This window comes from Ensifer adhaerens, assembly GCF_002940685.1.
Classification (GTDB): Bacteria; Pseudomonadota; Alphaproteobacteria; order Rhizobiales; family Rhizobiaceae; genus Ensifer; species Ensifer adhaerens_E.
In genome coordinates, this window is record NZ_PNFP01000009.1 from 210,815 (window position 1) to 227,562 (window position 16,748).

Below are 16,748 nucleotides of genomic sequence, written 5' to 3' on the forward strand. Positions count from 1 at the left end.
CCGGCATTGCCGATCAGGCCTCGTAGCTCGCCCGCACCAGCTCGTCGAGCAGCCGCACGCCGAAGCCCGAGCCCCAGGACTGGTTGACCTCGTCGGTCGGCGCGCCCATGGCGGTGCCGGCGATATCGAGATGCGCCCAGGGCGTGTCCTTGACGAAGCGCTTGAGGAACTGCGCCGCGGTCACCGCGCCGCCGTGGCGGCCGCCGGTGTTCTTCATGTCGGCGAACTTGCTGTCGATCATCTTGTCGTATTCCTTGCCGAGCGGCATGCGCCACAAGGGCTCGTGCGTCGCGATGCCGGCGGCAAGAAGCTGCCCGGCCAGGCGGTCGTCGTTGGAAAACAGGCCGGCATGATGCGTCGCCAGTGCCACCATGATCGCGCCCGTCAGGGTCGCGAGGTCGATGATTGCCTGCGGCTTGAAGCGGTCGTTGCAGTACCAGAGCGCATCGCAGAGCACGAGACGGCCCTCGGCGTCGGTGTTGATCACCTCGATCGTCTGGCCCGACATCGAGGTCACGATATCGCCCGGGCGCTGGGCGCTTCCGTCAGGCATGTTTTCGACCAGGCCGATGATGCCGATGGCATTGACCTTGGCTTCGCGCGCGGCAAGCACATGCATGAGGCCGGTGACGGCGGCCGCACCACCCATGTCGCCCTTCATTTCCTCCATGCCGGCGGCCGGCTTGATCGAGATGCCACCGCTGTCGAAGACGACGCCCTTGCCGACGAAGGCGAGCGGGCGTTCCTTGGCCTTGCCGCCCTTCCACTGCATGATGACGAGGCGCGGCGGGCGGGTCGATCCCTGGGCGACGCCCAAGAGCGCGCCCATGCCGAGCTTCTTCATTTCCTTCTCGGTGAGGATCTCCACCTCGACGCCGAGCTTTTCCAGCTCCTTCGCCTTGGCGGCGAACTCGACCGGGCCGAGCACGTTTGCCGGTTCGTTGACGAGATCACGGGCCAGGAACACGCCTTGGGCAACCGCCTGTGCCGTCGCGAACGCCTTTTTCGCGGCGATCACCGTGCCGGTGACGATCGTCACCTTGGTCGGCTTGCCGGACGACTTCGCCTCGTCGTCGGCCTTCTTGGTCTTGTAGCTGTCGAAGGCATAGGCATTCATCTCCATGCCGAGCGCGAAGTCAGCGGCAGCCTTGCCGGTCACGTTGGCGTCGGGCGCGTCGATGAAGACCGTGACCTTGTCGACCGAACCAAGCTTGGCGGCAACGGCACCGCCTGCCTTCAGCCAGTCGTGGTCCGTCAGCGCGTCCGCATCGCCAAGGCCGAGCACGACGATTCGATCGGCAGGCGAACCATGCGGCGCGATGATGTCGAGGGAGGAGAACGCCTTGCCGGTAAACTTCTTGATCTTCGCCGCCTTTGCCACCACGTTCTCGGGATCGGCGACGTCGGCGCCGGCGGCGGCCTGCGCGCCCGCGGTCTTCAGCAGAACGGCGACACCGCCGCTCGGACGGTGGGACTTGGCAAAAGTGAACTCAAACTTCATCGACATTGAAAACTCCGGGTATTTCCTGTCCGGGCGCAACCCCTTGGATCGAGAGAATCTTTCCGCGGGGTCGAGCGCCAGGCCAAGATGATAGAGGCCGCACAACGCATCCGGGCGACACGGCTAGGCTCATGGGCAAGCCGCCTGTTACCGGCCGGTTACAGTGGCAAATATTCGCAACATTCGCCACCGTCAAAGCTGTGGTCGGCACCCTTCTCGCTTTTCAACCGCTTGGCAAGATGCTCGCAGATGTTTACATGCGGTTAACCGAGGTTCTTCGCCTTAAATTATCCCTGTTGCTACACAATTCGGGCAGCATGGGATGAGTTGGCTAAGAACCGGGCTTCGGTTTGCGGACACGGGAAAAGCCCGGTTCGATACCGCCGCCGGAGCAGAAACATGAGCAGGATTTTGGACCGGACACGGGCATGAAGCTGATCGAACGCTACATATTCCGGCGTGCCGTGATCATGTTCCTCGCGACGCTCCTGCCGTTGCTCGGCATCACCTGGACGACGCAGGCACTGACCAACGTCAACCTTGTAACGGACAACGGCCAGTCGGTGCTCGCCTTCGCCAAGCTCGCGACCCTCATCCTGCCTTCGGTCATCACCATCATCCTGCCGTTTGCCCTGGTCATCGGCGTCACGCAGACGCTGACGACCATGAACACCGATTCGGAGCTGACGGTGCTCAACGCCGCCGGCAGCTCGCGCATGGCGATCATCCGGCCGGTGCTCTTTCTGGCAGCCGGTCTCAGCGTGCTTTCCTTCGCGGTCGACAACTTCGTCGAACCCTATTCGCGCGTGGCGCTGCGCAAGATGGTGGCGACCGCCAACGCCGACCTCCTGTCGTCGGTCGTCCAGGAGAACACCTTCCGCAAGGTCGCAGACAATCTCTACGTCCAGGTCGGCGCGCGGCGGGGCGGCGGCGTGCTCCAGGGCATCTTCGTCGCCGATTCGCGCAATCCAAGCTTCGAACTCGTCTACTATGCCCGCGAGGGCGCCATTGACGACAAGAGCTCGGCGCTGGTGATGAAGGACGGGGAAGTGCAGCGCAAGCTGCCCGACGGCAGCGTGTCGATCATCAAGTTCGATTCCTATGCCTTCGACCTCGCCGACATGACAAGGACGACGCGCGAAGCGACCATCCGGGCGAAGGACCGCGACCTACCCGGCCTCCTCCATCCGGACCCGGAGGATCATGTCTACAAGAACAATCCCCTCGCGTTTACCGCCGAGCTCAACCGTCGCTTCACCGAATGGACCTTTCCGCTGCTGTTCGGCCTGATTGCGCTGGTCTTCAGCAGTGACGCACGCTCCCACCGCGAAGCGCGGGTCCACCCGCTGGTCAGTGCCCTCGGCGCGGCCCTGCTCATCCGCTGGATGACGTTTTATGCCGGCAACAGCGCCGAGGATTCGATCTGGTTCGTGCCGTTGATGTATGCCGTGCCGCTGATCGCAGGTGCGCTCTGCATTCACCAGCTCGTCAGCAACAAGCGGCTGGACATTCCGATGACCGGTCAGGAAAAGCTGCAGGAGCTGCTCGTTCGCCTGCGCCTGACACGGCCCGACGCAGAGAAAGGGCAGCCGTCATGATGGGCACGCTCGGCCGCTACTTCTTCATGCGCTATGTGATCACGACATTCTGGTTCCTTGTCGGGATCTTCTCGCTCGTCTTCATCATCGACTTCAGCGAACAGGCAAGCCGGCTGGCAAACCTGCCGCGCTACACCATTACCGGCGCTCTCCTGATGACTGCGCTCCGGATCCCGCTGATCCTGCAGCAGACAATACCGTTCGTGGCGCTGTTTTCGGCCATGGCGGCGCTGATCTCGCTCAACCGCCGCTACGAGCTGGTGGTGACCCGCGCGGCAGGCATCTCCGTCTGGCAGTTCCTGCGCCCCTTCGTGCTCGGTTCCTTCCTCTTCGGCGTGCTGGCGGTCGTGGCGCTCAACCCGCTTGCGGCCTGGGGAACGAAGCGCGGCGAGGCTCTGCTGGCCGAATGGGGCTCCACGCGCAACGCGGACGCCGGCTCGATCCCGTGGCTCAGGCAGATCTACAACGGCACGGACACGATCATCGGCGCACGCTCGGTTCAGGACAACGGCACGACGCTTCTCAACGTCACCGTCATCCACTTTGATCCACAGGGCACGATCATTCTGAGACAGGATGCGGCGTCGGCGAAACTCGAAGATGGTTACTGGCTTCTTAACGACGTCACGGAAACGCGCAACGGGCAGCTTCCGCAGCGTTTGAAAACAGCACAGCTGGCCACCAATCTTAAGCCGGAGTTTGTTCAGGAACGGCTTGCAAAGGCTGATTCCATTCAGTTTTTTGACCTGCCGCGCAAGATCGAAGTGGCCCGCTCCTTCGGGTTTTCGACCAACGGCATGGAAACTCAATTCCACTCAATGTTGTCGTTGCCGCTGCTGCTCGTCGCCATGACGCTGATCGCCGCTTGCGTGTCGCTGAAATTTAGCCGGTTTAACCAATCGCGCTCCGTAATTCTCGGTGGCATCCTGTCAGGCTTCGTGCTTTATGTCGTCACCGTGCTTGTCAAAGCATTCGGGAGCAGCGGCATTGTGCCTCCTTTCGTTGCAGCCTGGTTGCCAGTTGTTGTAGCGATGGCGCTGGGCTCGACGATTCTTTTAAATCAGGAGGATGGCTAGTGGCGGTAGTGAACCGCAAACGTATAAGGCTGATCAACGCTGCCCTGCTTGCAGGCGTGGCGCTGCAGACACTTGCCATGGGAATGAGCGCGCCTGCGATGGCGCAGCAGACTTCGGAGCGCCTCGATTCGTTGCGCCCGAACATGCCGGCAGATGCCAAGCTGCTTCTGTCCGCAAACGAGCTCGTCTACAACAAGGACGCCGAGAAGGTGATCGTGCGCGGCAACGTGCAGATCGACTACGGCGGCTACAAGATGGTGGCCCGTCAGGTCGAATACGACCAGAAGAATGGCCGCATCTACGCATCCGGGGACATTCAGTTCATCGAGCCGGGCGGCAATGTCGTCTATGCCGACAAGATGGATGTGACCGACGATTTCGGCGACGGTTTCCTCGACCAGATGCGCCTTGAAACCACCGATCTGACCCGGCTCGCTGCCACCAGCGGCGAGCGCCGGAACGGTGAAGAATTCATCCTGAACGAGGCGGTCTACACGGCCTGCACGCCCTGCACGACCAAGCCGGAGCATCGCTCGCTGTGGCATATCAAGGCCCAGCGCGTCATCCAGAATGGCCGCACGCGGACGATTCGCCTGGAGAACGCCCGCTTCGAACTGTTCGGCAAGCCGATCGCCTACATTCCGGTCATGGAGCTGCCCGACCATACGGTCAAGCGCAAGAGCGGCTTCCTGTTCCCGACGTTCCGCTCGGCCCAGAAGCTCGGTGTCGGCGTCGGCGTCCCCTACTACTGGGCGATCTCGCCCTATATGGACGCGACGGCAACGCTCACGGGCCTGACGCGGCAGGGTTTCCTGCTGGAGGGCGAGTTCCGCCAGCGGTTCCACAACGGCTTCCATACGCTGAACTTCGCCGGCATCAGCCAGCTCGACAAGGAGAAGTTCACGCCCGGCACCGTCGACGCGATGCATACGAATCGCGGCATGATCGCGTCGAAGGGCGAGTTCGAGATCAATCCGCGCTGGACCTTCGGCTGGAACGTGCTCGTCCAGTCCGACGCCAACTTCGCCAAGACCTACGAGCTGTCGACGTTCGACGGCACGACCTATACCAACCAGGCTTACCTGACGGGGCTCGGCAAGCGGAACTTTTTCGATCTGCGCGCCTTCTACTTCGACATTCAGGACGCCGATCCGAACAGCATCTCCGAGAACCAGCAGCCCGCAGCGCAGGTGCTCGACTACTCCTACAAGGCACCGGACTCGGTGTTCGGCGGCGAGCTTTCCGCCACGCTCAACTTCACCAACGTCAAGCGCAACCGGCTGGATGCGTTCACCCAGCCGGGCGTCACCCGATTCCGCGGCCTCGAAGGCACCTCGCACCGCCTGACCGGCGAACTCGAGTGGAAGCGCACCTTCATCGCCCCGGGCGGTCTGGTCCTCACCCCGTTGCTGGCTGCGCGCGGCGATGTCCTCGGGCTCAACATGGACGCCCCGGTCGGTTACACCGGCGACTACAACACGAGCGACGCAGCGACACGGCGCATGTTGACCGCCGGCCTTGAGGCCCGCTACCCGATCCTGTTTGTCGGAGAAAGCAGCAGCCACGTGCTCGAGCCGATCGCGCAGCTCTATGCGCGCCCGAACGAGCAATATGCCGGCGGCCTGCCGAACGAGGACGCGCAGAGCTTCGTGTTCGACGCGACGAACCTCTTCGACCGCGACAAGTTCTCCGGCTTCGACCGGATCGAGGGCGGCACGCGAGCCAATGTCGGCTTCCGCTATACCGGAACCTTCGACAGCGGCTACGGCCTGCGCGGCATCGTCGGCCAGTCGTTCCATCTGGGCGGCCTGAACTCGTTTGCGACCGACGATCTGGTCAAGGCCGGGGCGGATTCCGGTCTGGAGAGCAGGAGCTCGGATTACGTTGCCATGTTCGGCATCGACGCACCGTCCGGCCTGATGGCAAGCCTCTCCGGCCGTCTCGACGAGAAGGATCTGTCGCTTCGCCGTGCCGATGCCACCGTCGGCTATCTCGGCACGACCTGGCAGGCAGCGATGACCTACACCCGCATCGAAGCGCAGCCGCTCTACGGATCGCTGTCCAACCAGGACGAAATCCAGACGGCCGCAGCCTACCGGTTCCACGACTACTGGTCGGTGTTCGGCGCGATCACCTACGACATCAACAAGGATGTCATCTCGCGCAACGGCTTCGGCATCACCTATGACGACCAGGACACGTTGTTCTCGATCGTCTACAAGCAGGAACGCGACACCGACGCCAATCTGGCGAACGACTGGTCGATCGGAGCGAGAATCAGCTTCCGTACGCTCGGCGACGTGAACGTCGGCGACACCAAGTTCGAAGAGCTGGACTATTACTGATATCGTCACACGAGTGGGCGGGCCTGAAGTTCGCCCATTCGTCGATATCGACACGGTCAAACGGTCTTGTCATCGTTTGGCCGCATGTATTATGCATTCCCTCCGACAAGATAAGGCAGCGGCGCAAGGCCGACGGGCGGACAAAGCCTGTCGACGGTGATAGTCCGGGATATAGGGAAAAGATAATGGGCGGGAAAATGTCGATCTTGAGGACACTTTCGGTACTGGCCTTGGCCGGCACCTTGAGCGTTGCGGTATGTGCCGGGGCTCAGGCAGCAACCTCGGTCAAGGTAACGGTCAACAACACGGTGATCACCTCCGGCGACATAGCCAAGCGGGTAGCCTTCCTTCGTCTGCAGCGCCAGAAGGGCGGCCCCGACGAAGCCAAGAAGCAACTCGTCGACGAAGTTCTCAAGCGTGCCGAGATCGCGCGTATCGGCCAGTCCGTCAGCACGCAGGACGTCGAGGCCGCCTATGCCCGCTTTGCCGCTGGCAACAAGCTTTCGACCGAACAGCTCGGCAAGATCCTCGATCAGGCCGGCGTCGGCGCCGATCACTTCAAGCAGTTCATCGCCGTGCAGATGAGCTGGCCGCGGGCCGTCAACTTCCGCTACGGCACGTCCAACCGGCTCCAGGGCGCAGACCTCGTCAAGCGCATGATGGAAGGCGGCGGACAGAAGCCGGTAACCACGGAGTATTTCCTGCAGCAGGTGATCTTCGTCATTCCGGAAAAGAAGCGCGGCGCGATTACCGCGAAGCGGCAGGCAGAAGCCAATGCCTCGCGGGCGCAGTTCCCGGGCTGCGAGACCTCCAAGGTGTTTGCCGCCAACTATCGCGACGTGTCCATCCGCAACCTCGGCCGCATGCTGGCTCAGCAGTTGCCTGACGAATGGAAGCCGCTGATCGAGAAGGCCGGCGAGAACGGCACCACCGGCACCCGCGTGACGGAAAAGGGCGTCGAGTACCTGGCGATCTGCAAGAAGCGCGAGGTCAACGACGACACCGCTGCCGAAATCGTCTTCCGCGCCGAGGATATCGGCAAGAAGAAGGCCGAGGGCGAAGACCCGAACAGCGAAAAGTACCTCGAGGAACTGCGCAAGAAGGCGCAAATCGTCAACAAGTAATCACGACAGAACCATGCGCGAGACATCCGGCGGGCCCCTCGCCCTGACCATGGGCGACCCGGCCGGTATCGGGCCGGACATCAGCCTTTCGGCCTGGCTCGGCCGCCGCGACCATGCGACGGCCCCCTTCCTCTTCATCGGCGATCCCTCGGTGCTCGCCGCACGCGCATCGGTGCTCGGCTGTACCGTGCCCATCCGCGAGACGGATTGCGCCGGCGCCCTCTCCCTTTTCGATACGGCGCTGCCGGTGCTACCCCTTGCCTGCCCGGCCCCGGTCACTGCAGGCGCCCCCGAAACCACCAATGCCAGCGCCGTGATTGGCGCCATCGACACCGCAGTACGGCTGGTCACCGCCGGACAGGCATCCGCCGTGGTCACGAACCCGATCGCCAAGGCCGTCCTCTACGACGCCGGCTTCCGCTTTCCCGGCCACACGGAATATCTGGCGGATCTTGCCGAGAAGGCGACGGGGCAGCCCGTCCTGCCGGTGATGATGCTGGCAGGACCGAAGCTGCGCGCCGTTCCCGTCACCATCCACATCCCCTTGAAGGACGTGCCGGAGCACCTGACGCCCGAGCTCATCCATCGCACCTGTGCGATAACGGCTGCCGATCTGCGCAACCGCTTCGGACTGAAGCAGCCACGACTGGCGATCGCCGGGTTGAACCCGCATGCCGGGGAAAACGGCGCGCTCGGATTGGAAGATGATGCAATCATCCGCCCTGTCGTCGACCGGCTGCGTGCCGAAGGCATCGATGCGGTGGGGCCGCTGCCGGCCGACACGATGTTCCATGACCGCGCCCGCGCAACCTACGACGTGGCGATCTGCATGTATCACGATCAGGCGCTGATCCCGGCCAAGGCGCTCGGCTTCGACGACAGCGTCAACGTCACCCTTGGTCTTCCCTTCATTCGCACGTCGCCCGATCACGGCACGGCCTTCAGCCTTGCCGGCAAGGGCATCGCCCGCGACGACAGCCTTCGAGCCGCGCTCGACCTTGCCGCGACGCTTGCAGCCAATACGCCAGGAGATATCCACTGATGGCCGCCCTCGACGGTCTTCCTCCCTTACGTGACGTGATCCAGCGTCACGGCCTCGATGCCAAGAAGGCGCTGGGCCAAAACTTCCTGCTCGACCTCAACCTGACCCAGAAGATCGCCCGGACCGCCGGTTCGCTCGAGGGCGTGACGGTCATCGAGGTCGGTCCGGGACCGGGCGGCCTCACCCGCGCCATCCTCGCGCTCGGTGCAAAGAAGGTCATTGCGATCGAGCGGGACTCGCGCTGCCTGCCGGCGCTTGCCGAAATCGGTGCGCATTATCCAGGCCGGCTGCAGGTGATCGAGGGCGACGCCCTCAAGACCTCGTTCGAGACACTTGCCGACGACGGCCCGGTCAAGATCATCGCCAACCTGCCCTACAATGTCGGCACGCAACTGCTCGTCAACTGGCTGCTGCCCGGTCGCTGGCCGCCCTTCTGGCAGTCGCTGACGCTGATGTTCCAGCGCGAAGTGGGCTTGAGGATCGTTGCCGATGCGGATGACGACCACTACGGCCGCCTCGGTGTGCTCTGCGGTTGGCGCACAAGGGCGCGGATGGCCTTCGACGTCCCGCCGCAGGCCTTTACGCCACCACCGAAGGTAACGTCGTCCGTGGTCCATCTGGAACCGGTCGAGAACCCGATCCCCTGCTCCGTTTCAGCACTCGAGAAGGTCACGCACGCAGCCTTCGGCCAGCGCCGCAAGATGCTGCGCCAGAGCCTGAAGCCGCTCGGCGGCGAGGCTCTGCTTGCCAAGGCCGAAATCGACCCGCAGCGGCGGGCCGAGACGCTTTCGGTGGAGGAGTTCTGTCGCCTGGCAAACTGCCTCTAGCGACAAGCGGATCGCAAGGCGCCCGCTACATAGCGTGAATCAAAAATGGCTCCTCACGGAGCCATTTCTTTTGAAGCCTTAGAACGGGTTTTCCGTCAGGAGCCCGTTGACGAAATCGAACAGGCCAGGACGTCGGTCGCGGCGCAGGCGCTCGGCTTCGACGATTGCCCGCACGGACGCAAAGGCGCGGTCGAGATCGTCGTTGAGCACGATGTAATCATACTCCCGCCAATGCTCGATCTCGGCGCGCGAATTGGCGAGGCGCGTGGCGATCACCTCTTCGCTGTCTTCGGCGCGCCGATGCAGGCGCGACTGCAGTTCGGCCATCGACGGCGGCAGGATGAAGATCGAAACGACATCGCCCGCCATCTTCTCCTGAAGCTGCTGGGCGCCCTGCCAATCGATATCGAAGAGCATGTCCCGGCCGGCGGCCATGGCCGCCTCGACCGCATCACGCGGCGTGCCGTAGAAATTGCCGTGCACTTCCGCCCATTCGAGCAGCGAGTCAGTTGCCCTCATCGCCTCGAAATCGCGGATCGACTTGAAGTGATAGTGCCGCCCGTCGATCTCGCTCGGGCGCCGCTGGCGCGTCGTCACGCTGACCGAAATGCTCATCTCCGGATCGGCCTCCAGGAGATTGCGCGCAATCGTCGACTTGCCTGCGCCGGACGGCGAGGAAATGACGAGCATCAGCCCACGACGGGCGATCTTGATGGGCGAAGGGGTCGCCGGATTCATGCCTTACTCCAGATTCTGGACCTGTTCGCGGAACTGGTCGATGACGACCTTCAACTCGATGCCGGCCGCAGACACTGCGGCCGCGTTCGACTTGGAACAGATCGTATTCGATTCTCGGTTAAATTCCTGTGCGAGGAAATCGAGCTTGCGCCCGACGGGGCCGCCTCTCGACAAAAGCTCGCGGGCGGCAACGATATGGGAGCCGAGCCGGTCGATCTCCTCGCGAAGATCCGCCTTGGTGGCAAGCAGCGCCACTTCGGCATAAAGGCGCTCCCGCTCGAGCGAAGAGCCGTTGTCCATCACCAGGGCCACCTGTTGGGCAAGCCGATCGGCGATCGACGCAGCACTGCGCGAGGGGTCGGCCTCAACGGTCGCGGTCAGCGTCTCGATGGTCTCGACCTGGGCGAGCAGGATCTGACAGAGCGTTGTCCCCTCGTCCTCGCGCATCGAGCGCAGGTCGGAAAGCGCAAGCCTCAGCCCCTCAACGATGTTCGCATCGAGGGTGGCGCGCTCTTCCTCGCTTTCCTCCGGCTCGCGAAAGTCGACGATGCCGCGGATCGACAGAAGCGTGTCGAACTTCAACGGCGCCGGATCGACGAGATCGCCCAGTTGATCGCGCAGGTTCAGCACCGCCGTCAATGCCGCCTGGTTGACCACCGCCTCGACCGTCGCCTCGCCGCCGCTAACGGAGAGGCCGATCTGAAGATTGCCGCGGGAAAAATACTCGGCCGCAAGCCTGCGCACTTCGGGCTCGAAGCGCTCGAGCCCCTGCGGCAGACGGAGCCTGAGGTCGAGGCCCTTGCCGTTGACGGAGCGCAGCTCCCAGGCCCAGCGACGGCGGCCGCTGCTGCCTTCTCTCCGGGCAAAGCCGGTCATCGATTGGAGCGGCATCATCACCTCCGTTGCGGTTTCAGCAGAAGCAATAAGGCGACGGCGCGGCATCCCGCAAGGGATATCCGCGCCGTGATTCGTCCGTCCACAATGCAAGCATCGCTGCGCGGCCGTGGGCCGCCAGCAGGCGGCGTTATTGCGGCTGCGTGGCCGCCGGTTGCGCCGTCCCGGCGTCAGCGGCAGCCTTCGCTGCTTCTGCCGCCCGCTCCGCCTCGACCTTGCGCCAGCGGCGGACATTGGCATTGTGCTCATCCAGCGTCTCGGCAAAGACATGACCGCCCGTGCCGTCGGCGACGAAGTAGAGTTCCGGCGTGCGCGACGGATTGGCCACGGCTTCCAGCGCCGCCCGGCCGGGATTGGCGATCGGCGTCGGCGGCAGGCCCTTGATGATATAGGTGTTGTAAGGCGTCTGCTTGTCGATGTCGGACTTCAGGATCGGCCGGTCGGCAGGCTTACCGTCGCCGCCGAAGATGCCATAGATAATCGTCGGGTCGGACTGAAGCCGCATGCCCTTGTCGAGCCGGTTGATGAAGACGGAAGCCACGCGCGGGCGCTCGTCGGCGCGACCGGTTTCCTTCTCCACGATCGAGGCAAGTGTCACCAGTTCCTCCACCGTCGACACCGGGAGATTGGGATCGCGCTTTTCCCAGATCTGGCCGACCAGGACCTTCTGGGCTGCTGCCATCTGCTGGACGATCTCGCCGCGCTTGGTGCCACGCGTGAACTTGTAGGTGTCCGGCATCAGCGTGCCTTCCGGCGGCAGCTCCGTCGGCAGGTCACCGACGAGCACCGGATCGTCGGCCAGCCTGTGGAACATCTGCTTGACGGTCAGGCCTTCCGGCAGGGAAACGGAGTAGAGGATCGATTTGCCTGATTTCAGGAGCTGCATGACCTCCTGCATCGACGAGCCGGCCTTGATCTCGTATTCGCCGGCCTTCAGCGTCTCGTTGTCGAGGTAGGCTTCGGAGACGAAACGGAAGACGCGCGCATCGGTGATGATGTTGCTGCGCTCCAGCCCGCTCGCGATCTCGCTCATGCCGGCGCCGCCGCGAACGATAAAGTTCTGGTTGGCCTGCAGCGGACCCGGCTTTTCGTACTGGTGCATCGCATAATAGACCGTGCCCGCAGCGGCGAGCGCCGCAAAGACGATGACGGTCATGACGAAGTTCAGGAAGATCACCACCTGGCTGCGGGCCTTGCGCGATCGTTTCGGCGGTTGCGGCACCTTCTCCGGACGCAGCGCCTCGTTTGCCGATTTCGGAATGATCGGCCCGTTGCTCGCGTTTTCACTGCGGCCGAATTGCGCCGCGCCGTTATCGTTTGTCTCGCTCACGATTATCCCGAACCCGAAATTCGCGGCCTCATTCTCTTCCTGCTTCCGGTGCGAATTTCGGACTGGACCGTGGCAGGCATGGATCAAATTCAAAAAACGGCACCGACCAGATGGCCGGCGTACCGCAGTTACTCAAAAATCCGCAGCCGGTGCAATCTCACCGAAGAACCACAGAAATGTGTCGAATCACCGTCCGTTCAAGGGAACGTGGCGGGCGCCCGACATATTAATCCGGAACTTTCGGTCCGCGGCAAAAACCGGGCTGGCCGCAGTTCCGGGCAATAGCTGAAAGCAATCTGACAGATATGCCTTGCGCGAACATCGCGGTCGGCGCGCGCCGTCTTGCCTGACGACGACTCCTCCCAACACATGCTTGTAGCGAGCAATACGGCAAAAGCTGGATCATCGCGCCGCCTTTGGTCGTCGGCGCGATGATTGGCTCAGGTTACGTTTGGGGCGCGATCAGGCGCCGGTGTAGCGGCGAAGGACCAGCGAGGCGTTGGTGCCGCCAAAGCCGAAGGAGTTCGAGAGCGCCACGTTGATCTCACGCTTGCGCGCGACATGCGGCACCAGGTCGATCTTCGTCTCGACGGAGGGGTTGTCGAGGTTCAGCGTCGGCGGCGCGATGTTGTCGCGGATCGCCAGCGCCGAGAAGATCGCTTCCACCGCACCGGCAGCGCCGAGCAGGTGGCCGATGGCCGATTTTGTCGACGACATCGAGATCTTCGATGCGTGCTCGCCGACGAGGCGCTCGACGGCGCCAAGCTCGATCGTGTCGGCCATGGTGGAGGTGCCGTGGGCATTGATGTAGTCGATGTCGGCGGCCGTCAGACCAGCGCGCTTCAGCGCCATCTGCATGCAGCGATAGGCGCCATCGCCATCTTCCGACGGTGCGGTGATGTGGAAGGCATCGCCCGAAAGGCCGTAGCCGACGACTTCCGCATAGATCTTGGCGCCACGCGCCTTGGCATGCTCGAGCTCTTCGAGGATGACGACGCCGGCGCCCTCGCCCATGACGAAGCCGTCACGGTCAGTATCGTAGGGGCGCGAGGCCTTCTGCGGGTCCTCGTTATGCTGGGTCGACAACGCCTTGCAGGCGGCAAAGCCAGCAAGCGAGATCCGGCAGATCGGCGATTCCGCGCCGCCGGCCACCATGACGTCGGCATCACCGAGCGCGATCAGGCGGCTCGCGTCGCCGATCGCATGCGCGCCGGTCGAACAGGCGGTGACGACCGAATGGTTCGGGCCGCGCAGCTTGTGGCGGATCGACACCTGGCCGGAGGCAAGGTTGATGAGGCGGCCGGGAATGAAGAATGGCGAGATGCGACGGGGGCCCTTGTCGCGCAGCGTATAGCCGCCTTCGACGATGCCTTCGAGACCGCCGATGCCCGAACCGATCAGCACGCCGGTCGCGATCTGATCCTCGTCGCTCTCCGGCTTCCAGCCGGCATCGGCAAGCGCCATGTCGGCGGCAGCCATCGCGTAGACGATGAACGGATCGACCTTGCGCTGCTCCTTCGGCTCCATCCAGTCGTCGGCGTTGAAGGTGGCATCGGTGCCGTCGCCGAAGGGAATGCGGCAGGCGATCTTGGCAGGAAGGTCCTCGACCTCGAACTCGGTCACCTTGCGCGCGGCATTGTGCCCGGCAAGCAGCCGCGCCCACGTCGCCTCAGTTCCGCAACCCAAGGGAGATACCATGCCGGTACCGGTGATAACGACACGTCTCATAATCCGCGACCCACCCTGACTTTTCCATTTCAGAGCCGGATCGGACCACGTGTGACGAACCCGATCCGGGCATCCATTTTAAGGTTCTTATTCACGATCAGAGGGAAATGCGGGAAACGCTTGCTGATCGAATCCCCGCTCAGCGCGGGACAGCCCACTTCCCTGGGCTGAAACGGGCCGCTTTACGCGGCCCGTCCACGGCCGAAGCCGCTTTAAGATATTAGGCCTGAGCCTTTTCGATGAACTTGACGGCGTCGCCGACAGTCAGGATCGAGTCAGCAGCGTCGTCCGGGATTTCAACGCCGAATTCTTCTTCGAAAGCCATGACCAGTTCGACGGTGTCGAGCGAGTCCGCGCCGAGGTCATCGATGAAGCTTGCGCCTTCGCTGACCTTTTCGGCGTCGACGCCAAGATGATCAATAACAATTTTCTTTACGCGTTCTGCGATATCGCTCATGTCGGAGTTCCTCGACCTTCGTTTCTGTGGGCGCCAGTCCGGCACCGGTACTCTTAGTGTGAGCCTGATAGACCAAGACGGCCTACCCGGCAATCCATCCAACCGGAACTGCGGCAAACCCAAGGCAGCCAAGGCTGCCGGACACCTGGCGGGACCGGTCGACTGCTAACAGTCATGGCCCGATTAACACGGTTTAACGCTGTCGCAAAGTCCGAAAATGCCTGTCATTCGCTTGCTCAACATTGAATTTCAGGCATTTGGCAGGCGGCATCCCGGGACGTTGAAGATCGCCCGCCGCACAATCTCGGCGGGCGGCCCATCCCGGAAACCGGATCAGATCATGGCCATGCCGCCATTGACGTGAATCGTCTGGCCGGTGACGTAGCCCGCTTCGTTCGAGGCGAGGTAAACGACCGCGGAAGCGATTTCGGCGCCAGTGCCCATGCGCTTCATCGGGATCGCGCCCATGATCGCGTCCTTCTGCTTGTCGTTGAGCTTGCCGGTCATCGCGCTTTCGATGAAGCCCGGGGCCACGCAGTTGACCGTGACGTTGCGCGTCGCGATTTCCTGCGCCAGCGACTTGGAGAAGCCGATCATGCCGGCCTTGGAGGCGCAGTAGTTCGCCTGGCCGGGGTTGCCGGTAACGCCGACGATGGAGGTGATGTTGACGATGCGGCCGAAGCGGCGACGCATCATCGGATGGGTGAGCTCGCGCGTCAGGCGGAACACGGCCGTCAGGTTCACTTCGAGAACGGCATCCCAGTCCTCGTCGCTCATGCGCACGAAGAGGCCGTCCTTCGTGATGCCGGCGTTGTTGACGAGGATGTCGACGCCGCCGAGTTCGGCCTCGGCCTTTTCGCCGAGCGCCTTGACTTCGGCGCGGTCGGAAAGATTCGCCGGGAAGAGCTGCACACGATCGCCAAGTTCGTTGGCAAGCGCTTCCAGCTTTTCGACGCGGGTGCCGTGCAGACCGACGGTCGCGCCCTGGGCGTGGAGCATGCGGGCGATTTCTTCGCCGATACCACCGGATGCGCCGGTGACGAGAGCCTTGCGGCCGGAAAGATCAAACATCTCTTTGATTCCTTGTTACTGGAGCGCCTAGACCTTTGCTCAGGCGAGCAAGGCGGCGAGTGCAGCGTCGATATCGGCGGGCGTATTGACGGCGATACCGTTGACGGTCTTGTCGATGCGACGGGCAAGCCCGGTCAGCACCTTGCCGGAACCGAGTTCATAAAGCGTCGTGACATTGTTGGCGGCAAACCACTCGACCGTCTCGCGCCAGCGGACCTGGCCGGTAACCTGCTCGACCAGCAGCCGGGCGATCTCGTCGGCATCGCTGACCGGCGCGGCCAGAACGTTGGCGATGACGGGCACGACCGGATTGCGCTTCTCGACCTTGGCGAGCGCCGCGCGCATGGCATCGGCGGCTGGCGCCATCAGGGCGGAATGGAAGGGGGCCGAGACCGGCAGCATCAGCGCGCGCTTGGCGCCCTTTTCGGACGCGAGCGCCGCCGCCTTCTCGACAGCCGCCTTCTCGCCGGAGATGACCAGCTGGCCGCCGCCATTGTCGTTGGCAATCTGGCAGGAACCGAGCACCGAGGCTTCGCGGCAGACGGCTTCGACGTCTGCGTGCTCGAGACCGATGATCGCCGCCATCGCGCCCTTGCCGACCGGAACCGCCGCCTGCATGGCGTTACCGCGGATGCGCAGGAGACGCGCCGTGTCGGCGATGGAGAAGGTGCCGGCTGCACAGAGCGCCGAGTATTCGCCGAGGGAATGACCGGCGACGAAGGAGACCTTGGACTTGATGTCGAGACCCTTGGCTTCGAGAACGCGAATGACGGCCATCGATACGGCCATCAGCGCCGGCTGCGCATTTGCCGTCAGCGTCAGCGTTTCCTCGGGGCCGTTCCACATGATCTCGGACAGCTTCTGGCCGAGCGCTTCATCGACTTCGGCAAAGACGGCGGCCGCTTCCGGAAAAGCGTCGGCCAGATCCTTGCCCATGCCGACAGCCTGGCTGCCCTGACCGGGGAACGTGAATGCAATGCTCATGGGATAGTCCCTTCCCTAGATCACTATGATTTC

General features: G+C 63.2%; 14 protein-coding genes. 6 read left to right on the forward strand and 8 right to left on the reverse strand.

Translation table 11 applies throughout. The features are described from left to right. Window positions 1–13 precede the first annotated feature (13 nt). A complete protein-coding gene (locus C1A35_RS18990; protein WP_104665813.1) occupies window positions 14–1,507 on the reverse strand; it encodes a leucyl aminopeptidase in 1,494 nt (497 codons plus the stop codon). Between the two features lie 422 nt (window positions 1,508–1,929). Between C1A35_RS18990 and lptF the strand changes: the two genes are divergently transcribed. The 6 genes from lptF (at window position 1,930) to rsmA (ending at window position 9,513) form a co-directional block, all read left to right on the forward strand. Beyond that, window positions 1,930–3,099, forward strand: a complete 1,170-nt coding sequence (gene lptF / locus C1A35_RS19000; protein WP_104665815.1) for an LPS export ABC transporter permease LptF — start codon at window positions 1,930–1,932, stop codon at window positions 3,097–3,099. Then, window positions 3,096–4,175, forward strand: a complete 1,080-nt coding sequence (lptG, locus tag C1A35_RS19005; protein WP_104665816.1) for an LPS export ABC transporter permease LptG — start codon at window positions 3,096–3,098, stop codon at window positions 4,173–4,175. The genes lptF and lptG overlap by 4 nt, the downstream gene beginning before the upstream one ends. After that, window positions 4,175–6,520, forward strand: coding sequence for an LPS-assembly protein LptD (locus C1A35_RS19010; RefSeq protein ID WP_104665817.1), 2,346 nt, complete (start codon window positions 4,175–4,177; stop codon window positions 6,518–6,520). The genes lptG and C1A35_RS19010 overlap by 1 nt, the downstream gene beginning before the upstream one ends. A gap of 185 nt (window positions 6,521–6,705) precedes the next feature. Beyond that, a complete protein-coding gene (locus tag C1A35_RS19015) occupies window positions 6,706–7,644 on the forward strand; it encodes a peptidylprolyl isomerase (RefSeq protein WP_104665818.1) in 939 nt (312 codons plus the stop codon). Between the two features lie 13 nt (window positions 7,645–7,657). Continuing rightward, window positions 7,658–8,686 (forward strand): 4-hydroxythreonine-4-phosphate dehydrogenase PdxA, encoded by a 1,029-nt coding sequence (gene pdxA, locus C1A35_RS19020; protein WP_104665819.1) that lies wholly within the window; start codon window positions 7,658–7,660, stop codon window positions 8,684–8,686. Continuing rightward, complete coding sequence (gene rsmA / locus C1A35_RS19025; protein ID WP_104665820.1) at window positions 8,686–9,513, forward strand: 16S rRNA (adenine(1518)-N(6)/adenine(1519)-N(6))-dimethyltransferase RsmA; 828 nt, start codon at window positions 8,686–8,688, stop codon at window positions 9,511–9,513. The genes pdxA and rsmA overlap by 1 nt, the downstream gene beginning before the upstream one ends. A 78-nt stretch (window positions 9,514–9,591) precedes the next feature. Here the strand turns inward: rsmA and gmk are convergent, their stop codons facing one another. The 7 genes from gmk to fabD all read right to left on the reverse strand — a co-directional run bounded on the left by gmk (window position 9,592) and on the right by fabD (window position 16,715). Further along, a complete protein-coding gene (gmk, locus tag C1A35_RS19030) occupies window positions 9,592–10,251 on the reverse strand; it encodes a guanylate kinase (protein WP_104665821.1) in 660 nt (219 codons plus the stop codon). Window positions 10,252–10,254: 3 nt separating this feature from the next. After that, window positions 10,255–11,142, reverse strand: a complete 888-nt coding sequence (locus C1A35_RS19035; protein ID WP_104665908.1) for a YicC/YloC family endoribonuclease — start codon at window positions 11,140–11,142, stop codon at window positions 10,255–10,257. A 133-nt stretch (window positions 11,143–11,275) separates the two neighbouring features. Further along, complete coding sequence (gene mltG / locus C1A35_RS19040) at window positions 11,276–12,475, reverse strand: endolytic transglycosylase MltG (protein WP_104665822.1); 1,200 nt, start codon at window positions 12,473–12,475, stop codon at window positions 11,276–11,278. A gap of 462 nt (window positions 12,476–12,937) precedes the next feature. After that, the gene (gene fabF / locus C1A35_RS19045; RefSeq protein ID WP_104665823.1) at window positions 12,938–14,203 is read right to left on the reverse strand and encodes a beta-ketoacyl-ACP synthase II; all 1,266 of its coding nucleotides are present in this window, start codon (window positions 14,201–14,203) and stop codon (window positions 12,938–12,940) included. A 220-nt stretch (window positions 14,204–14,423) separates the two neighbouring features. Further along, a complete protein-coding gene (locus C1A35_RS19050; protein ID WP_003531676.1) occupies window positions 14,424–14,660 on the reverse strand; it encodes an acyl carrier protein in 237 nt (78 codons plus the stop codon). Between the two features lie 333 nt (window positions 14,661–14,993). Then, a complete protein-coding gene (gene fabG / locus C1A35_RS19055; RefSeq protein ID WP_034803959.1) occupies window positions 14,994–15,731 on the reverse strand; it encodes a 3-oxoacyl-[acyl-carrier-protein] reductase in 738 nt (245 codons plus the stop codon). Between the two features lie 39 nt (window positions 15,732–15,770). Next, window positions 15,771–16,715: an ACP S-malonyltransferase gene (fabD, locus tag C1A35_RS19060; RefSeq protein WP_104665824.1), complete on the reverse strand. Its 945-nt coding sequence runs from the start codon at window positions 16,713–16,715 to the stop codon at window positions 15,771–15,773. Window positions 16,716–16,748 lie beyond the last annotated feature (33 nt).

Excerpts from the sequence above, each read along its gene's own strand:
- C1A35_RS18990 (WP_104665813.1), bottom strand. The coding sequence starts at position 1,507 with ATGTCGATGAAGTTTGAGTTCACTTTTGCCAAGTCCCACCGTCCGAGC.
- lptF (WP_104665815.1), top strand. The coding sequence starts at position 1,930 with ATGAAGCTGATCGAACGCTACATATTCCGGCGTGCCGTGATCATGTTC.
- lptG (WP_104665816.1), top strand. The coding sequence starts at position 3,096 with ATGATGGGCACGCTCGGCCGCTACTTCTTCATGCGCTATGTGATCACG.
- C1A35_RS19015 (WP_104665818.1), top strand. The coding sequence starts at position 6,706 with ATGGGCGGGAAAATGTCGATCTTGAGGACACTTTCGGTACTGGCCTTG.
- pdxA (WP_104665819.1), top strand. The coding sequence starts at position 7,658 with ATGCGCGAGACATCCGGCGGGCCCCTCGCCCTGACCATGGGCGACCCG.
- rsmA (WP_104665820.1), top strand. The coding sequence starts at position 8,686 with ATGGCCGCCCTCGACGGTCTTCCTCCCTTACGTGACGTGATCCAGCGT.
- gmk (WP_104665821.1), bottom strand. The coding sequence starts at position 10,251 with ATGAATCCGGCGACCCCTTCGCCCATCAAGATCGCCCGTCGTGGGCTG.
- C1A35_RS19035 (WP_104665908.1), bottom strand. The coding sequence starts at position 11,142 with ATGCCGCTCCAATCGATGACCGGCTTTGCCCGGAGAGAAGGCAGCAGC.
- fabF (WP_104665823.1), bottom strand. The coding sequence starts at position 14,203 with ATGAGACGTGTCGTTATCACCGGTACCGGCATGGTATCTCCCTTGGGT.
- C1A35_RS19050 (WP_003531676.1), bottom strand. The coding sequence starts at position 14,660 with ATGAGCGATATCGCAGAACGCGTAAAGAAAATTGTTATTGATCATCTT.
- fabG (WP_034803959.1), bottom strand. The coding sequence starts at position 15,731 with ATGTTTGATCTTTCCGGCCGCAAGGCTCTCGTCACCGGCGCATCCGGT.
- fabD (WP_104665824.1), bottom strand. The coding sequence starts at position 16,715 with ATGAGCATTGCATTCACGTTCCCCGGTCAGGGCAGCCAGGCTGTCGGC.